Here is a 15,257-nt window from a genome sequence, read left to right on the forward strand (position 1 = left end):
CGAAGGGCGCACCGGCGCCCCGCGCGGGGACGGCGGAACGAGCCGTTCGGTTCCCGAAAAAGGCTCACATCAGGTGAACTTTTCGGGTACAAGGCGATCAAGCCGGTCAACCTTCGGCGGCCGTCCGCGGTCTCTCCGGGCGAACGCGGCATCAACAGGAGTGCGACACCGGGAAACACGGCGCCGGGATGCTTACCCGTGCGCTTCCGTGGGACATGGAGACGGATGCATATCTCTTTTCTGCTGCATCACGGGTACGGCATGGGTGGAACGATCCGGACCACCTTCAACCTCGCGTGCGCGCTCGCGGAGCAGCACGACGTCGAGATCGTCTCGGTCTTCCGGCACCGCGACCGTCCCGTCTTCGACCTGGACCCCGCGGTACGCCTGCGCCATCTGGTGGACATGCGCAAGCACAGCCCGGACTACGACGGCGACGATCCCGAGCACGCCCGGCCGTCCAAGCTGTTCCCGCGCGCCGACGGCAACCACCGCAAGTACAGCGCGCTCACCGACCGCCGGATCACCGAGCACCTGGCCACCGTCGAGGCGGACGTCGTGATCGGCACCCGCCCCGGCCTCAACACCATGATCGCCATGCACACCCGGCCCGGCCCGGTGCGCATGGGGCAGGAGCACCTCACGCTCTCCACCCACTCGCGGGCGCTGCGGGCGACCCTGCGCGGCGCCTACCCGCGCCTGGACGCCATCACCACCGTCACCGAGGCCGACGCGCGCGACTACCGGCGCATGATGCGTCTGCCCGGGGTACACGTGCAGGCGGTGCCCAACGGCGTCCCCGCGCCGGCGGTGGAACCCTCCGACGGCACCGGGAAATGGGTGGTGGCCGCCGGCCGGCTGGCTCCGGCCAAACGCTACGACGTGCTGCTGAGGGCCTTCGCCAAGGTGGTCGAGCAGCGGCCCGACTGGCGGCTGAGGCTCTACGGGGCCGGACGCGAGGAGGCGAAGCTGCGGGCCATGGTCGAGGAGCTCGGCCTGTACAACCACGCGTTCCTCATGGGACCGGCCCACCCCATCGAGGCGGAGTGGGTCAAGGGCTCGGTCGCCGCCGTGACGTCCAGTCTGGAGTCCTTCGGAATGACGATCGTGGAGGCGATGCGCTGCGGTCTGCCGGTGGTGGCCACCACCTGCCCGCACGGGCCGGGGGAGATCATCGCCGACGGGGTGGACGGGAGGCTGGTGCCCACCGGCGACGTCGACGCCATCGCCGGGTCCCTGCTTGAGCTGATCAACGACGACGAACTGCGCCGCAGGATGGGCCGCGCCGCGATCGCGGACGCCGCCCGCTACGACCCCTCGCGGATCGGCGAGATGTACTCCTCGCTCTGCACGGAGCTCGTCGCACGCGGCGGGCGGAGCGGGATCGGCCGGCTGCGCTCGTCCCTGCACCGGACCCGGGGAGCCCTGCTGGGCGGGGCGTACGCCACCAAGGACGCCCTGGCCCGCGCCCGCCGGGGCGCGCTGAGAGGAGGAAGGACCGCATGACCGCGACCACCCGCAGGCCCGCCGGCGCCCCCGACGTCCCCGGGGCGACGGCACCGCGGGCCGACTGCACGGCGGACAGTGCGGGCGGCCTCAGCTTCGACATCAGGGTGCCCGGTGTCGCGGAGCGGTGGGACGCCGCCCTGCTGCTGCGGCTGCGCGACAGCGAACCGGAGGAGTCGGTGCGCCTGCCGCTGGAGCCGCTCTCCGGCGACCGGGACGGCTCCGTGCTGCGCGCCACCCTGCCCAGCACGGTTCCGCTGGCGGAGGGCCGCTGGGACGCCTACCTGATGATCGGAGAGGGCGAGGCGCGGCGGCTGCTGCCCGGGTGCAGCGACCTGCGCTCGCTCGTCGACCGGGTGCCGCGCGACGACCGGACCTGGCTGGGCGTACGCATCCCGTACGCCACCAAGTACGGCAACCTCTCGCTGTGCTCCTGGCTGCGCTGGCCGCACGCCGAGGCGGGCGACATCTGGCCCGCCGACGGCGGGCTGACCGTCCACGGGAGGCTGTACGGAGCCCGGCTGACCCCCACCGCGCGACTGGAGGCCCGCCCCCGCCGCGCCGCCGCTCCCGACGGCGGGGAGGCGCGGCCCGTCACCGTACCGGTCACCCCGGCCGACGCACCTGCCCATGGGCACGGCTTCACGGCACGGCTGGCGTACGGCGACCTGGTCCGGGAGGGCGGCGCGGAGGGCGACTGGCAGCTGTGGCTGCGCCCCGGCGAGGACGCCGAGCCGGTGCGGGTGGCCCGCATCCTGGACGACATCGTCGACAAGCACAAGGTCCTGCGCTACCCGGCGCGGCCCGTCGCCGCGGACGGGGCCGCGGACGGGGCGGGCGGGAGCGGAGGGCTGACGGCCCGCCCGTACTACACCGGCGCCAACGATCTGTCCGTCCGGCTGGAGCGCACGGAGCCGTCCGGCTCCTGATCCCGGCCCGGTCCGCAGGGCCCCGCCCCCTCCGAGGCTCTCCCGGGACGGGCGGGGCCTGCGGGGCGCCGGCGGGCACAGCGGACAACCGCCGTCCTCCGTCCTCACGAGGTGGCAGACTCGGCCGCATGAGGGAGACATCGGCACGGCTGCTGCGTCTGCTGTCCCTGCTCCAGGCCCACCGCGATTGGTCCGGGGCCGAGTTGGCCGAGCGTCTCCGGGTGACCCCGCGGACGGTGCGCCGCGACGTGGAACGGCTGCGGACGCTGGGCTACCCCGTCCACTCCACCACCGGTACCGCCGGCGGCTACCGGCTCGGCGCGGGCGCCGAACTGCCGCCCCTGCTCCTGGACGACGACGAGGCGGTGGCCGTCGCGGTCGGGCTGCGCACGGCCGCGCACAACGTGGTGCAGGGGATGGAGGAGTCCTCGGTACGGGCCCTGGCCAAGCTGGAACAGGTGCTGCCGCACCGGCTGCGCCGCCGGGTGAGCGCGCTCACCGCCTTCACCGACCCGCTCGGCGGGCGCCGCGGCCCGGCCGTCGAGGTGGAGACCATCACCGAAGTGGTGAACGCCTGCCGCGACCGGCAGCGGCTGCGCTTCACCTACCGCGGCCACGACGGCTCCGGCTCGCGCCGCGTCGTCGAGCCGTACCGCCTGGTGTGCAGCAGCCACCGCTGGTACCTGGTGGGCTGGGACGCCGACCGCGCCGACTGGCGCACGTTCCGCCTCGACCGGCTCACCCTCACCCCGCCGCACGGCCCCCGCTTCGCCCTGCGGGAACCGCCCGCCGAGGACTGGGCCGCCTATGTCTCCGAGGGCATCTCCACGGGGGCGTACCCCGAGCGGGCGACCGTACTGCTGCACGCCCCGGCGGACCGGGTCGCGGAGCGGATCGCGCCCACGGCCGGCGTGCTGGAACCGGTGGACGGACGCACCTGCCTGCTGCGCACCGGCGCCCCCTCCCTGGACGAGATGGCCCTCCACGTCCTGATGCTGGGCTTCGACTTCGAGGTGCGCGAACCGGCCGCGCTGGGCGAGCGGATGGAGGAGCTGGCGGGCCGCCTCGGCCGGGCCGCGCGGGCGTGGCGGACGGAGGGGGAGGGCCGGGAGCAGGGCCGGGGGAGGGGTTGAGGGCGGAACGGGGAGGACCGCGAGGACCGCGAGGGCACCGGACTCCGTCCGCCCCGCGCCCGTGCCCGTGTCAGTCCTCGTCCGCCGGGTCCCCCGGCTCCCCGTCGCCGCCGGTGGTCCCGCCGCCGTCGATCTCGATGCCCAGGCTCACCGAGCGCTGGAGGCCGGCGAGATCCAGCCGTACGCGGCGGGCCTGGGCGTGCCAGAGGGCCGCGGCCCTCTCCGGCAGGCTCCGGGGACGGTAGTCCAGGACGACCAGCACCCGGGTCAGGTTCCCGGCCGGCCCGTGGAAGGTGGCCACACCCCTGGCCGCCGCCCTGGCGTCGTGGGCGGTCCACACGACGAGGTCGTCCCGGATCCGATCGGTGACGCGCACCCTCCTGCCGCGCCCGGGCCACAGGATCCTCGCGCCGCCCGGGGTCCCGTCTCCGGCGCCGCCCTCAAGGAATTCCAGCCACCGGTCGTACGCCTCGCGAACCGGTACGCCGACCTCGACGCACTCGCCGACGGTCAGCGGCCGGGATGCCGACGGCGGTCCGCCGACGGCCGCCGACAGCGTCAGTCACCCCCGGAGCCTCCCGTGCGCTTGGCCGTACCGGTCGTCTCCCGGGCGCCGCCGGACGACTTGCCGGTCTGCTTGCCGGCCGAGCCCGTGGCCTTCTTGGCGGCTCCGGCCGGCTTGCGCGACGCGGAGGCCGTCTTCCCGGAGGCCCGCGACGCGGCCTTCTTCGCCGGGGCACGCCGGGAGGTGCTCCGCTCGCCCTCCCGCGACTTGCCGGAGCCGGCGGTCTCGCTGCGGGAACCGCCGGTGCTCCGCGAGCCGTTGGCGTCCTTCCCCGGCTTCTTCTCCGAGGTGCCGGAGGCATCGGAGGTGTCAGAAGTGTCAGAGGTGTCGGAGGCATCCGACGCGTCCTCGCCGCCGCTCTTCCACGGCACCCTGCCGAGCTGCCCCCGTACGCCGCCGGTCAGCGCTCCCAGGCGCTCGGTCGGCAGCGCGCCGGTGGCGGCCCTGCCGACCTCCCTGACATTGTTCCGCAGCCGGCCGGTGGCCTCTGCGAGCTGCGGGGTCCTCTCCTTGAACTGCTCGCCGAGCCGGCCCGGGTCCACCCCGAGCCGCCTGGCCAGCAGCGCCCCGCCCATGCCGAGGGGCAGTTTGGTCCTGCTGCGCCCCACCACGTAACCCGTGGCGAATGCCAGCGCCAGTGCCGACCGGTTCGTCATCTCAGTACTCTCCTTGGTTGCGCCGTCTCTGCTCCTGTACGGCTTCCAGCCGGTCGAGCAGTTCGTCCTCCCGGCGGTCGAACTCCTCCTCGTCGATCAGGCCCTCGTCCAACTGCCTGGACAGTTCGTGGAGTTCACGCTGGATCGCCGACGGGTCGTAGTACTGCCGCTCCGCTTCGGCAACCACCTGCCGCAGCACCCAGCCCGCGCCGCGGAACGGCGCCGCGGGCAGCTTCAGGATCCCGCCGATCAGCCCCATGCCGGCTCACCCCGCGGGCGAACCCGCGGCCTGGGCGGTCCGCCCGGCCTCGTCGGGCCGGCCCACGAAGCTGTACGGCGGCAGCGGACCCGTCGCGCGGATGTCCAGGTGGGGGTTGGCGCGCCCCAGTTCCTCGACGGCGGCGGTGAACTCCTCGGCCCCCTCGCGGTCGAGGAGGAAGGAGAGGTTCGCCAGCCAGCCGGAGCCCTCCGGACCCGGCACGTACCGCTGGGCCAGGGGGGCGAGCGTCTCCTCGATCAGCCGGGCGTCCTCCGCCTCGCGCTCGCGCACGGCGTTCGCCACGAGTTCGCCCAGGCGCAGCTTGTCCTCGTGGGAGCCGCCGCCGGCGGCGCGGTTGCGCTCCGCCAGGCTCCGCGCCTCGGTGTCCTGCGAGAGCACCAGGCGCAGCACCTCGTCCTCGCGGTGCACGGCCTTCACGTTGTACTCGGAGCGGCCGTCCAGCTCCTCCAACTGCCGGATGTAGTGGGCGGCGTGCTCGGCGAGGACCCCGCGCACGGCCTCCTCGCCGTCGGAGAGGCTGCCGAAACGCAGCGGCAGGACCGGCCCCTTGGCGCCGACCTCGGTCAGCACCTGCTGGTGGGCCAGGAGATCGCGGCGCTTGGGCCGCAGGTCCTCCGGGCAGTCGCTGACGATCGCGGCGAGGTCTCCCTCGCGCACGATCCGGACCTCACGCGGCGGCCGGCCGACGCCGGGCGCCTTCTCGGGCAGCGCCGGGTGGTCCGAGCGCGCGATTCCGTAGACGTAGACGCTCACTCCGTCTCCTCCTTGCGGCGGGCGGAGGCGCGGCGCCTGCGGGGTTCGGTCTCCTCCTCGTCGGAACGGCCCTGGCGGAACGCGTCGGATATGCTCTCGGCGGCTCCGGCCAGGGCGCCCTTGGTCTTGCTGCCGGCACCGCTCTCGGTGGCGTTCTCCAGCACCTCGGGCAGACCGGGCGACTTCCTGGGCCCGGATTCCAGATCGAGGCGGTTGCACGCCTCGGCGAAACGCAGGTACGTGTCGACGCTGGCGACCACGACGCGTACGTCGATCTTCAGGATCTCGATGCCGACCAGCGAGACGCGGACGAACGCGTCGATCACCAGTCCGCGGTCGAGGATGAGTTCCAGAACGTCGTAGAGACCGCTGCTGCCGCCCCCACCTCCGGTGGAACGCTGTGCGGGAACTGCCGTAGTCATATACGGAGCCACTCCTCTCGGGTGTCGCAGCTCTCAGCCGCGGCGGGACGAATCGGCCCGGCCTCGCTCGTAGCGGCGGACGCGGCGGTAACCGGTGAGGTGGCCGTCCTCGTCGAGGGTCACCTCGTACGAGGCCATCAGGCTCATCGTGTCCGGAACCCGCTCGAGTTCCATGACCTCCACCTCCAGAGCCCAGCCGTCCCCGGTCCGTTCGAACCGGGAGACGCTCTCGGCGTGCAGGCCTGTGAGATCGGTGAACTCCGACCGGGCCGTGCGCATCGCCTCGCCGAGCGGGACGGGGCTCCGCCCGTCCTGCGCCGTCTGCTCGCTGTCGCTGTCGTTGCTCGTCTTCTCTGTCATGGGGCTCCTCTCAACCCCGGATACCGCGAGAGGATTTCCGTAAACATGCCTGTTTCCAGGGGGAATTGAGGGGCTCTCGGAATTCTTCTTCCGGTATTCCGCGCGGAGAGCCGGGCGATCTTCCCGGAAAACCCCTCGCGGCGCGTTCGGAAAACAGGGCGCGTGGAATCCGCGGCGATACGCGCGGGGCGCGCGAACGGCGCTGCGGTACGGCCTCCGCGTCGCGGATCGTTGTGACACAAGTGTGACGCCGCCATGATCCGGCCGGAACTTCCGGCTGCGCCGCCGACGCCGTACGGTGCTGCCATGGCACCGGCACCCACGAACCCGAGCACACCGGACGACGATCCCGAGACCTACGTCGGACTCGACGCGGCCACCGCCGAACGGCAGGCCCGCGAACGCGGCTGGACCACCGTGCGGTCCCTCCCGCCGGACGCGGTCATCACCATGGAGTACCTGTCGGGGCGGCTGAACTTCACGGTGGAGGACGGCGCCGTGGTCCGCTGCTGGAAGGGCTGACACGTGCGGCGGCCCCGCCACCCCCGGCCGGGGGTGGCGGGGCCGCCGCACGTGTCGGGCTCCGCGGGGGCGGGGGAGAGGGTGCGTACCGTCCCGTTCCCGCGGAGCCGAACCGGAGCTAGGGCGCCGTCACTTCCGCGGTCCCATCGGCGCGGTCCGCGACACGGTGCGCTCGCCGTACGGCCGGCGGCTGCCGGCGGGGGTGACGGGGGAGCGCTCCGAGCGGGCCGCGTGCTGCCGCGCGTGGGCGGGGTGGTGGGTGCGCGGCTCCCCGGCCCGGGCCGGCGGATCCGCGGACAGCGCGGCCGGCAGGGCCGGTTCGGACAGGGCCGGTTCGGGCCGGGAGGCCGGAGACGCACCGCCCGCGCCGAGCCGGGCGGTGACCGGCTGGATGCGGGCCCCGGCGGGGCGCAGGCGGGCCGACAGGGGCGCCACCCCCTCCCGGAACCGGTACCAGTGGCTCAGCAGATACGCCTCGACATGGGCGATGAGGGGCTCGAACCAGGGCAGCGCCAGCAGGATGAGGAGCCCCGAAGCCCAGCCCAGGAGCACGTCGCTGACCCAGTGGGTGCCGATGTAGACGGTGGTGGTGCCGACACCGAGCGCGAAGACCGCCGCGACGACCGACAGCCGGCGCCGGGCCCGCGGCGTGGTGGCCAGATAGGCCAGGATCCCCCAGGTGACCACCGCGTTCGCCGTGTGGCCGGAGGGGAATATGTCTCCCGTCAGGAACATCTCGTTGGCGCCTATGCGGTTCGCGTAGTGCGGACCTTCGCGCCCCATCCCGAGTTTCGCCGCCCCCACCGTCACGTTCAGCAACAGCAGGGAGGCGCTCAGGACCAGCAGCGGACGCAGCGTCCGCTGCCGCCAGGAGCGCCAGCCGAGCCAGGCGGCGACCAGCACAGCGGTGGGGCCGCGCTGGCCGAGGACCACGAAGTAGTCGAGGAAGGCGTGGAGCTCCGGCCACTGCTTGTAGGGGCGGAAGAGCATGACCTGCCAGTCCAGCCGGACCAGCCGGGAGGTGGTCAGCACCGCCGCCACGATGGCCGCGTAGAGGCCCAGCGTGGTGAAGAAGAGCGCCCTGCGGGTGCCGCTCATCTCCGGCGGGGGAGTGAGCGGCCGCGCTGGCTCCTGTTCCAGGCGGGCGAAGATCCGGTCGGTACGCACTCGAATGAGATTACAGGCGGTGACCGGCGCTACCGAACCGGCCACCTGCTTCGTAATGCCTATGTGATGTGCGACGGGCTTCCGTTCGTGCGCGGAGAGGCTGTTTTCCCACGTCCGGGAGAAGTCTGCGGATTTTCCGACCGGAGCTGTTATCGAAGTTGCGGCGCGTGTTCTTTTTCCCGGAAGACGGGCACAGTCCACCCGCCATTAACCGGTGCGCGACCCGGTCGGGCCGGGCCGGGTCAGGGCGGGCCGGAGCCGTGCAGCCACACCGCCCCGTACACCGCCGCGCCGAACGCGGCCACGATCAGGACCGTCGCCGAGGCGGCCGTACGCCACCGCGCCAGGGCGGCCGCGGCGGGCAGCAGCAGCGGGAAGGCCGGCAGCAGTAGCCGCGGCTTGGAGCCGAAGTAGCCCTTGGCGCACAGCGCGAGCACCACGACCGTCCCCGCGTACGCCAGCAGCGGCAGCGGCTGCCCCCGCCGCACGCACAGCACGTACAGCCACACCACCAGGGCAACTCCGGCGAGCAGCCCCACACCGCCGACCACCGAGCCGGTCAGGTGCTTCCAGACGAACGCGGCGAAGGCCAGTCCGCCGTCGAAGCCGTTGCCCCACTGCCCCTGCACGTCGAGGTAGCCGACCGGACTGCCGGTTCGCAGCCCCACCCAGCCCACGTAGCCGAACCAGCCCAGCGGGGCGAGGAGCACCCCGGCCGCCACGCGCGGCTCCCACCGCCGCTCCCGGCGGAACCGCTCGGCCGCGGTGAGCCACACCGCCGCGACCACCGCCGCCCCCACCGGCCGGGTCAGCCCGGCGAAGGCGGCCAGCGTGCCCGCCCACACCCAGCGGCCGGTCAGCACCGCGTACACCCCCCAGCCGGCCAGGGCCGTGAACAGCGACTCGCTGTAGGCCATCGACTGCACGATCCCGACGGGCAGCGCGGCCCACAGCACGGCCAGCGTGACGCCCGCCCTCCTGCCGTGGAGGCGGTCGCCTATCGCGAACAGCGCGGCGGCGGCGCACAGCGAGGAGACGGCGCTGACGGCCAGCCCGGCGTCGGGCGCGCTCAGCGCGACCAGGGCGGACAGCCCCCGCTCCAGGGCGGGCAGCAGCGGGAAGAAGGCGAGGTCGGGATGGGTGCCGCCGTCCGGCAGGCGGGCGATGTAGCCGTAGCCGTCCTCGGCGATACGGGCGTACCACAGGGAGTCCCAGCGGGCGGACAGCAGCGTGTGCGCGCTTCCGCCCTCCGCCGCCGCCCACCCGGCCAGTACCAGCAGGCCCAGTGCCCGCACCCCGGCGTAGGACAGCAGCGCGGGCGCCGCGTACCGCAGGGCTTCGCCGGTGGAGCGCCCGGGCCGCGCGGGCGGCACCGGAGGCGGCCCGGGCCGCCGGTCTCCGGCCCCACCCGTGCGGCCGTGGCCGGGCCGGCGGCCGACGACGGCCGCCGGCGGGCCGTACGGCGGGGCCACGGACGCCCGTGGTGGGGGAGAGGGGGGCAGCAGATCGCTCGCGGGCATGAACGAGGAGGGTATAGGGCTCGGACGAGGTGATGAGATGGGTTTCGGTCCGGCGTCAACGTGAGGCAGGCCACGTGACCGCGCGGAGGACTCGCGTACGCTGACGCATTACTCGACCCTCCACACCGGGCCGGACGCTCCCCCGGCGTCCCGGCATTCCCCACGGCGGCGGTGCGAGCGCAACAGGAGGTGCGTACATGTCCGGGACGACCACGGCCGGAGCCACCAGGGCGGCGGACGTCCCCCGGCAGAGACCGCGACGGACGGGACCGGCCGGTCCGGCCGGCGCTTCCCCCGCACCGGGCGGCGGCGCGAGCCGCTGGACCGTGCTGGTCGTGCTGTGCACCAGCCTGCTCCTGGTGGCCGTCGACGCGACGGTGCTGCACGTCGCCGTCCCCGCGGTCTCCCAGGCGCTGCGGCCCGGCGCCATCGAGCTGCTGTGGATCGTCGACGCCTACCCGCTGGTCTGTGCCTCCCTGCTGATCCTCTTCGGCACCCTCGGCGACCGGGTCGGGCGGCGCAGGGTGCTGCTGTGTGGCTACGCCGTCTTCGGCGTGGCCTCGGCGCTGGCGGCCTACGCGTACACCCCCGGGATGCTGATCGCGGCGCGTGCCCTGCTGGGGATCGGCGGCGCGATGATCATGCCCGCGACCCTGTCGATACTGCGCCAGGTCTTCCCCGACCGCCGCGAGCGGGCGCTGGCCATCGGCGTGTGGAGCGCGGTCGCCGCGGTCGGCGCCGCGGTGGGGCCGCTGGTCGGCGGCCTCCTGCTGGAGCACTTCTGGTGGGGATCGGTCTTCCTGGTCAACATCCCGCTGATGCTGCTGTGCATCCCGCTCGGGCGCCGCCTGCTGCCGGAGTCCACCGGCGACCGGGACGGCCCCTGGGACGTGGTCGGCGCCCTGGTGGCCGCCGCCGGGCTGGGCGCGCTGATCCTGGGCGTGAAGCGCGCGGGCGGCGGCGAGGCGCTCCACCCGGGCACGCTGGTGTCGCTGGCGCTGGGCGCGGTGCTGCTCGCGTTCTTCGTACGCCGCCAGCTCCGCCGCCGCCACCCCCTGGTGGACTGCGCCACCCTGGCCCGGCCCGCCTTCGGCACGGCGGTGGCCTGCATCGTGCTGACGGTGCTGGCGCTGGTGGGCCTGGCGCTGATCGCCGCCCAGTACCTCCAGCTCGTCCTCGGGCTCACCCCCCTGCAGACCGGGCTGCGGCTGCTGCCGCTCAGCCTCGCCGCGATCGCCGCCGGGCTGGCCGGCTCCCGAATGCTGCGCCGGCTGGGGCCGCGCGTCATGGTGCTCGTGGGCTTCCTGCTCACCGCCGCCGCGGTGCTGTCGCTGACCGGTGTCGGCCTGCGGGACGAGCCCGCCCTGCTCGTCTGCGGCTTCGTCGTGCTGGGCTTCGGCCTGGAGACGACGCTGTTCGGTGCGTACGAGTCCATGCTCAGCGAGGCCCCGGCCCGGCAGGCGGGCGGCGCCGCGGCGATCGGCGAGACCGCCTACCAGCTCGGCGCGGGGATGGGCATCGCGGTCCTGGGCACCGTCATGAACGCCGCCTACGCCCCCGGGGTGCGGCGGGCGGAGGGCGTGCCGGAGGCTGCCGGGGAGGACGCCGCCCACTCGCTGAGCGCGGCGTACGAGGTCGCCGAACGGCTCGGCGGACCGGCCGGCGAGGCGCTGCGCGAGGCGGCGCGGGATTCGTTCGTCCACGGACTGCACGTGGCTCTGCTGGTCAGCGCCGCACTCCTGCTGCTCGGCGCGCTGGCCGCGCTGCGGCTGCCGCGTGCGATGGGGCTCCCGGGACAGGGCGGGGAGCCGGACGGGGGCCCGGGTGAAGGACTGGGCGGGGACTTCGGGCAGAGGCCGCCGGAGGAGCGGGACCGGGCGGACCGCACGGACCGGGACGGCGCCGCCCCCGCACGGGTCCGCACGTCCCCGGCCTCCGCCGAGCCGCCCGGGCAGCCGGGCGGCCACCTCTTGTCCAGCGGGGTTACCCGGCCGTAACGTCGGGCGCGACCCTCGAAGATCCCCAGCCGGAGGCCACCGTGTCCAGCTCCGCCCCGCCCCCCTTCGATCCCGCCGACCCCCTCGGCCTGGACGATCTGCTCGCCCCCGAGGAGAAGGCGGTCCGCGACACCGTCCGCTCCTGGGCCGCCGACCGGGTGCTGCCCCACATCGCCGAGTGGTACGAGCGCGGCGAGCTGCCCGGCATCCGGGAGCTGGCCCGCGAGCTCGGCTCGATCGGCGCCCTGGGCATGTCGCTCCAGGGCTACGGCTGCGCGGGCGCGTCCGCCGTCCAGTACGGGCTGGCCTGCCTGGAGCTGGAGGCCGCCGACTCCGGCATCCGCTCGCTGGTCTCGGTGCAGGGATCGCTGGCGATGTACGCCATCCACCGCTACGGCTCCGAGGAGCAGAAGCGGCAGTGGCTGCCGAGCATGGCGTCCGGCGAGGCCATCGGCTGCTTCGGCCTCACCGAGCCCGACCACGGCTCCGATCCGGCCGGGATGCGCACCCACGCCAAGCGGGACGGGGACGACTGGGTGCTCAACGGCCGCAAGATGTGGATCACCAACGGCTCGGTGGCCTCGGTGGCCGTCGTGTGGGCCCGCACCGACGAGGGCGTGCGCGGCTTCGTCGTGCCCACCGACACCCCGGGCTTCTCCGCGCCCGAGATCAGGCACAAGTGGTCCCTGCGCGCCTCGGTCACCAGCGAACTGGTCATGGACGACGTACGGCTGCCCGCCGACGCGGTGCTGCCGGAGGTCACCGGGCTGCGCGGCCCGCTGAGCTGTCTGAACCACGCCCGCTACGGCATCGTCTGGGGAGCGATGGGCGCGGCCCGCTCCAGTTTCGAGGCGGCCCTTCGGTACGCGCGCACCCGTGAGCAGTTCGGCCGGCCGATCGGCGGCTTCCAGCTCACCCAGGCCAAGCTCGCCGACATGGCGCTGGAACTGCACAAGGGCATCCTGCTCGCCCACCACCTGGGGCGGCGGATGGACGCCGGCAAACTCCGTCCCGAGCAGGTCAGCTTCGGCAAGCTCAACAACGTGCGCGAGGCGATCGAGATCTGCCGCACCTCCCGCACGATCCTGGGGGCCAACGGGATCTCCCTGGAGTACCCGGTGATGCGGCACGCCACGAACCTGGAGTCGGTGCTGACCTACGAGGGCACCGTGGAGATGCACCAACTGGTGCTGGGCAAGGCGCTCACCGGCGTGGACGCCTTCCGGTGAGCGGCCCGCCCGGCGCCGGTGCCGCGCCGGTCAGCTCTGGTTGAAGAAGCCGTCGGGGCTGCGGCGCTCCTGGCCGCTGATCACCTGGTAGTCGGGAGGGGTCAGCAGGAAGACGCGCGTGGCCACGCGCTCGATCGAACCGCGCAGGCCGAAGGTCAGGCCCGCGGCGAAGTCGACGACCCGCTTGGCGTCGGCGGGCTCCATGGCCGTGAGGTTCACGATCACCGGGACGCCCTCCCGGAAGAGCTCGCCGATGCCCCGGGCGTCCCGGAATCCGTCGGGGGTGACCGTCGCGATCCGGGTGCCCTGGTCCTGGGCGGTCTCGGCGGTCACGCGCACCCGAGGGTCGGTGACCCAGGCGTCGCGGGCGTCCTCGGGCTCGGAACCCTCGGCGTACTCGTCGTCGTAGTAACGCATCTCGCTGTCGTCGACGAGGCCCAGCCAGGCACTCGCCTTGCGCACCGATCCCATGGACGCCTCCTCTCACATGCACGGTCCACCGTGTCTGGCAGCGCCTCCGCCGCGGGGCCCGCACCCCTATCGTCGTCCATGATGCTGACAACGCGCCAAACAGTTACCCGTTCCGCACGGGATTCGTGACGGTTCTGGTGCACAGGACGCGCGTGGCGCGCCCCCGCGGCGAGGGCCGGGAGGCTGTACGGGCGGTGACGCGGCGCCGAACCGGGCGGCCCCGCCGGACGGGTGGTCGCCAAGGGCATACGGGTGAAGTGCCCGGTATCGTGACGCGCACTCATGCGTAAGGGGTAACGGGGGGAAACTTGTTCGGCATCATCAGGCCGTGCCGTCACCGGCTCGGCGAGCGGCTGCTGGCCGCCTGGACCGCGCACCTGTGCGGGCTCTGCCTCGCGCTGCGCGGCGACCACGGCCAGTTCGCGCGCGTCGTCACCAACTACGACGGGCTCGTCGTCTCCGCTCTCACCGAGGCGCAGACACCGCGCCCGGCGGGCGGCTCCGGCGCCCTGCGGCGCACCGCCGGCCCCTGCCCGCTGCGCGGGATGCGCACCGCCTCGGTGGCACGTGGCGAGGGAGCCCGGCTGGCCGCCGCGGTGTCCCTGGTGCTGGCCTCGGCCAAGGTGCGCGACCACGTCGCCGACGGGGACGGGGCGATGGCGCGCCGCCCGGTGGCCGCGGCGGCCCGCAGGGTCGCGGCCGGCTGGGACCGGGCGGGGGCGCGTACCGGGGCCGAGTTGGGCTTCGACACCGCGGTGCTGACCGAGGCCGTCGAACGGCAGCCGCTGGTGGAGGCCGCGACGGGTCCGGGCGGTTCGCTGGTGGCGGTCACCGAGCCGACCGAGACCGCCACCGCCGCGGCCTTCGCCCACACCGCCCGCCTCGCCGGGCGGCCCGGCAACGCGGAGCCGCTGGCCGAGGCCGGGCGGCTCTTCGGGCGGCTGGCGCATCTGCTGGACGCCGTCGAGGACCTGGCCGCGGACGAGGAGGCCGGCGTGTGGAACCCGATCACCGCCACCGGCACGCCCCTGCCCGAGGTGCGCAGGCTGTGCGACGACGCCGTGTGCGGCGTACGACTGGCCCTGCGGGACGTGGAGTTCGCGGACGAGGAGGGCGCCGAACTGGTGCGGGCACTGCTGGGCCGCGAGGCGGGACACGCGGTGGACCGGGCCTTCGCGGCGGCGCGCGTCAGCCCGCCGCGACCGGGGCATCCGGGGTCTCCCGGTCATCCGGGGCATCCCGGAACGCCGTTTCCCGGCCCGCCGCGCCGCCGGGGCGCGGTGGCCGGATGCGCGGTGTGGACGGGGCTGTTCTGTACCGGGCGGATTTGCTGCAGCAAGGAGTATGAGGGGCCCTGGTCGGGGCGCAGGCGCGAGGGTCTGTGCCGTTCCTGCGACTGCTCCGGCTGCGCCGACTGCTGTGAGTGCTGCTCCTGCTGCACCGACTGCCACAGGTGCTGCAACAGCTCCGGGGGTTCGGGGGGTTCGGGCGGGGCCGGTGGTGGCGGTGGGGGATGCGACTGCAACTGCGGCTGTGGAGGCTGCGACTGACGGCGGCTCACGTCCGTTATGCGGGGTGGCCGGTGCGCTGAGCGATGCAACTTGGCGCAACGGCACTCTTGCGCGCACGGATCGAACGTGTGAATACTCCGTCCCGGTGCTTGTCAGGGACGCGTCGTACAGCGGGTCCCGGCGGCTCCACGTGCCCGCGCCCCATCGCGGGTTCCCCCCATTTCCTTCACAGGAGG

16 protein-coding genes are annotated in these 15,257 nt (G+C 74.0%); 7 read left to right on the forward strand and 9 right to left on the reverse strand.

The window, feature by feature from the left end; all coding sequences use genetic code 11:
• Positions 1-225: 225 nt before the first annotated feature.
• From BMY40_RS24015 to BMY40_RS24025, 3 genes are all read left to right on the forward strand, one after another.
• The gene (locus BMY40_RS24015) at positions 226-1,506 is read left to right on the forward strand and encodes a glycosyltransferase family 4 protein (protein WP_093662871.1); all 1,281 of its coding nucleotides are present in this window, start codon (positions 226-228) and stop codon (positions 1,504-1,506) included.
• A complete protein-coding gene (locus BMY40_RS24020; RefSeq protein ID WP_093662872.1) occupies positions 1,503-2,435 on the forward strand; it encodes a hypothetical protein in 933 nt (310 codons plus the stop codon). The genes BMY40_RS24015 and BMY40_RS24020 overlap by 4 nt, the downstream gene beginning before the upstream one ends.
• A gap of 128 nt (positions 2,436-2,563) precedes the next feature.
• The gene (locus BMY40_RS24025; protein ID WP_093662873.1) at positions 2,564-3,568 is read left to right on the forward strand and encodes a helix-turn-helix transcriptional regulator; all 1,005 of its coding nucleotides are present in this window, start codon (positions 2,564-2,566) and stop codon (positions 3,566-3,568) included.
• 70 nt (positions 3,569-3,638) lie between these two features.
• Here BMY40_RS24025 and BMY40_RS24030 read toward each other — a convergent pair whose 3' ends face one another.
• From BMY40_RS24030 to BMY40_RS24055, 6 genes are all read right to left on the reverse strand, one after another.
• The gene (locus tag BMY40_RS24030) at positions 3,639-3,944 is read right to left on the reverse strand and encodes an SRPBCC family protein (RefSeq protein ID WP_093662874.1); all 306 of its coding nucleotides are present in this window, start codon (positions 3,942-3,944) and stop codon (positions 3,639-3,641) included.
• Positions 3,945-4,126: 182 nt separating this feature from the next.
• Positions 4,127-4,789, reverse strand: coding sequence for a hypothetical protein (locus tag BMY40_RS24035; protein ID WP_093662875.1), 663 nt, complete (start codon positions 4,787-4,789; stop codon positions 4,127-4,129).
• Between the two features lies 1 nt (position 4,790).
• Positions 4,791-5,048 (reverse strand): gas vesicle protein GvpG, encoded by a 258-nt coding sequence (locus tag BMY40_RS24040; RefSeq protein ID WP_093662876.1) that lies wholly within the window; start codon positions 5,046-5,048, stop codon positions 4,791-4,793.
• Positions 5,049-5,054: 6 nt separating this feature from the next.
• Positions 5,055-5,822, reverse strand: coding sequence for a GvpL/GvpF family gas vesicle protein (locus tag BMY40_RS24045; RefSeq protein ID WP_093662877.1), 768 nt, complete (start codon positions 5,820-5,822; stop codon positions 5,055-5,057).
• Entirely contained in the window at positions 5,819-6,244 is a 426-nt protein-coding gene (locus tag BMY40_RS24050; protein WP_093662878.1) for a gas vesicle structural protein GvpA, read from the reverse strand. The genes BMY40_RS24045 and BMY40_RS24050 overlap by 4 nt, the downstream gene beginning before the upstream one ends.
• A 33-nt stretch (positions 6,245-6,277) precedes the next feature.
• A complete protein-coding gene (locus BMY40_RS24055; protein ID WP_093662879.1) occupies positions 6,278-6,604 on the reverse strand; it encodes a gas vesicle protein GvpO in 327 nt (108 codons plus the stop codon).
• A 306-nt stretch (positions 6,605-6,910) separates the two neighbouring features.
• On the opposite strand from BMY40_RS24055, the gene BMY40_RS24060 reads away from it, so the two are divergent.
• Positions 6,911-7,126: an I78 family peptidase inhibitor gene (locus BMY40_RS24060; RefSeq protein WP_093662880.1), complete on the forward strand. Its 216-nt coding sequence runs from the start codon at positions 6,911-6,913 to the stop codon at positions 7,124-7,126.
• 129 nt (positions 7,127-7,255) lie between these two features.
• Here BMY40_RS24060 and BMY40_RS24065 read toward each other — a convergent pair whose 3' ends face one another.
• Together BMY40_RS24065 and BMY40_RS24070 are read right to left on the reverse strand one after the other, a co-directional pair.
• Positions 7,256-8,293, reverse strand: a complete 1,038-nt coding sequence (locus tag BMY40_RS24065) for a phosphatase PAP2 family protein (protein WP_245770293.1) — start codon at positions 8,291-8,293, stop codon at positions 7,256-7,258.
• Positions 8,294-8,535: 242 nt separating this feature from the next.
• Positions 8,536-9,813 (reverse strand): mannosyltransferase family protein, encoded by a 1,278-nt coding sequence (locus BMY40_RS24070; protein ID WP_107436791.1) that lies wholly within the window; start codon positions 9,811-9,813, stop codon positions 8,536-8,538.
• 197 nt (positions 9,814-10,010) lie between these two features.
• On the opposite strand from BMY40_RS24070, the gene BMY40_RS24075 reads away from it, so the two are divergent.
• Complete coding sequence (locus BMY40_RS24075; protein WP_093662883.1) at positions 10,011-11,810, forward strand: MFS transporter; 1,800 nt, start codon at positions 10,011-10,013, stop codon at positions 11,808-11,810.
• A gap of 41 nt (positions 11,811-11,851) precedes the next feature.
• Positions 11,852-13,039 (forward strand): acyl-CoA dehydrogenase family protein, encoded by a 1,188-nt coding sequence (locus BMY40_RS24080; RefSeq protein ID WP_093662884.1) that lies wholly within the window; start codon positions 11,852-11,854, stop codon positions 13,037-13,039.
• A 30-nt stretch (positions 13,040-13,069) separates the two neighbouring features.
• Here BMY40_RS24080 and BMY40_RS24085 read toward each other — a convergent pair whose 3' ends face one another.
• The gene (locus BMY40_RS24085; RefSeq protein WP_093662885.1) at positions 13,070-13,510 is read right to left on the reverse strand and encodes a cell division protein SepF; all 441 of its coding nucleotides are present in this window, start codon (positions 13,508-13,510) and stop codon (positions 13,070-13,072) included.
• Between the two features lie 308 nt (positions 13,511-13,818).
• On the opposite strand from BMY40_RS24085, the gene BMY40_RS24090 reads away from it, so the two are divergent.
• Positions 13,819-15,060: a DUF5685 family protein gene (locus tag BMY40_RS24090; RefSeq protein WP_245770294.1), complete on the forward strand. Its 1,242-nt coding sequence runs from the start codon at positions 13,819-13,821 to the stop codon at positions 15,058-15,060.
• Positions 15,061-15,257 lie beyond the last annotated feature (197 nt).

This window comes from Streptomyces radiopugnans, from assembly GCF_900110735.1.
In the GTDB taxonomy this organism is placed as follows: Bacteria; Actinomycetota; Actinomycetes; order Streptomycetales; family Streptomycetaceae; genus Streptomyces; species Streptomyces radiopugnans.

What these genes read in the sequence shown, in the direction of transcription:
- BMY40_RS24015 (WP_093662871.1), top strand. Translation starts at nt 226, where the DNA reads ATGCATATCTCTTTTCTGCTGCATCACGGGTACGGCATGGGTGGAACG.
- BMY40_RS24020 (WP_093662872.1), top strand. Translation starts at nt 1,503, where the DNA reads ATGACCGCGACCACCCGCAGGCCCGCCGGCGCCCCCGACGTCCCCGGG.
- BMY40_RS24025 (WP_093662873.1), top strand. Translation starts at nt 2,564, where the DNA reads ATGAGGGAGACATCGGCACGGCTGCTGCGTCTGCTGTCCCTGCTCCAG.
- BMY40_RS24035 (WP_093662875.1), bottom strand. Translation starts at nt 4,789, where the DNA reads ATGACGAACCGGTCGGCACTGGCGCTGGCATTCGCCACGGGTTACGTG.
- BMY40_RS24040 (WP_093662876.1), bottom strand. Translation starts at nt 5,048, where the DNA reads ATGGGGCTGATCGGCGGGATCCTGAAGCTGCCCGCGGCGCCGTTCCGC.
- BMY40_RS24050 (WP_093662878.1), bottom strand. Translation starts at nt 6,244, where the DNA reads ATGACTACGGCAGTTCCCGCACAGCGTTCCACCGGAGGTGGGGGCGGC.
- BMY40_RS24055 (WP_093662879.1), bottom strand. Translation starts at nt 6,604, where the DNA reads ATGACAGAGAAGACGAGCAACGACAGCGACAGCGAGCAGACGGCGCAG.
- BMY40_RS24060 (WP_093662880.1), top strand. Translation starts at nt 6,911, where the DNA reads ATGGCACCGGCACCCACGAACCCGAGCACACCGGACGACGATCCCGAG.
- BMY40_RS24070 (WP_107436791.1), bottom strand. Translation starts at nt 9,813, where the DNA reads ATGCCCGCGAGCGATCTGCTGCCCCCCTCTCCCCCACCACGGGCGTCC.
- BMY40_RS24075 (WP_093662883.1), top strand. Translation starts at nt 10,011, where the DNA reads ATGTCCGGGACGACCACGGCCGGAGCCACCAGGGCGGCGGACGTCCCC.
- BMY40_RS24085 (WP_093662885.1), bottom strand. Translation starts at nt 13,510, where the DNA reads ATGGGATCGGTGCGCAAGGCGAGTGCCTGGCTGGGCCTCGTCGACGAC.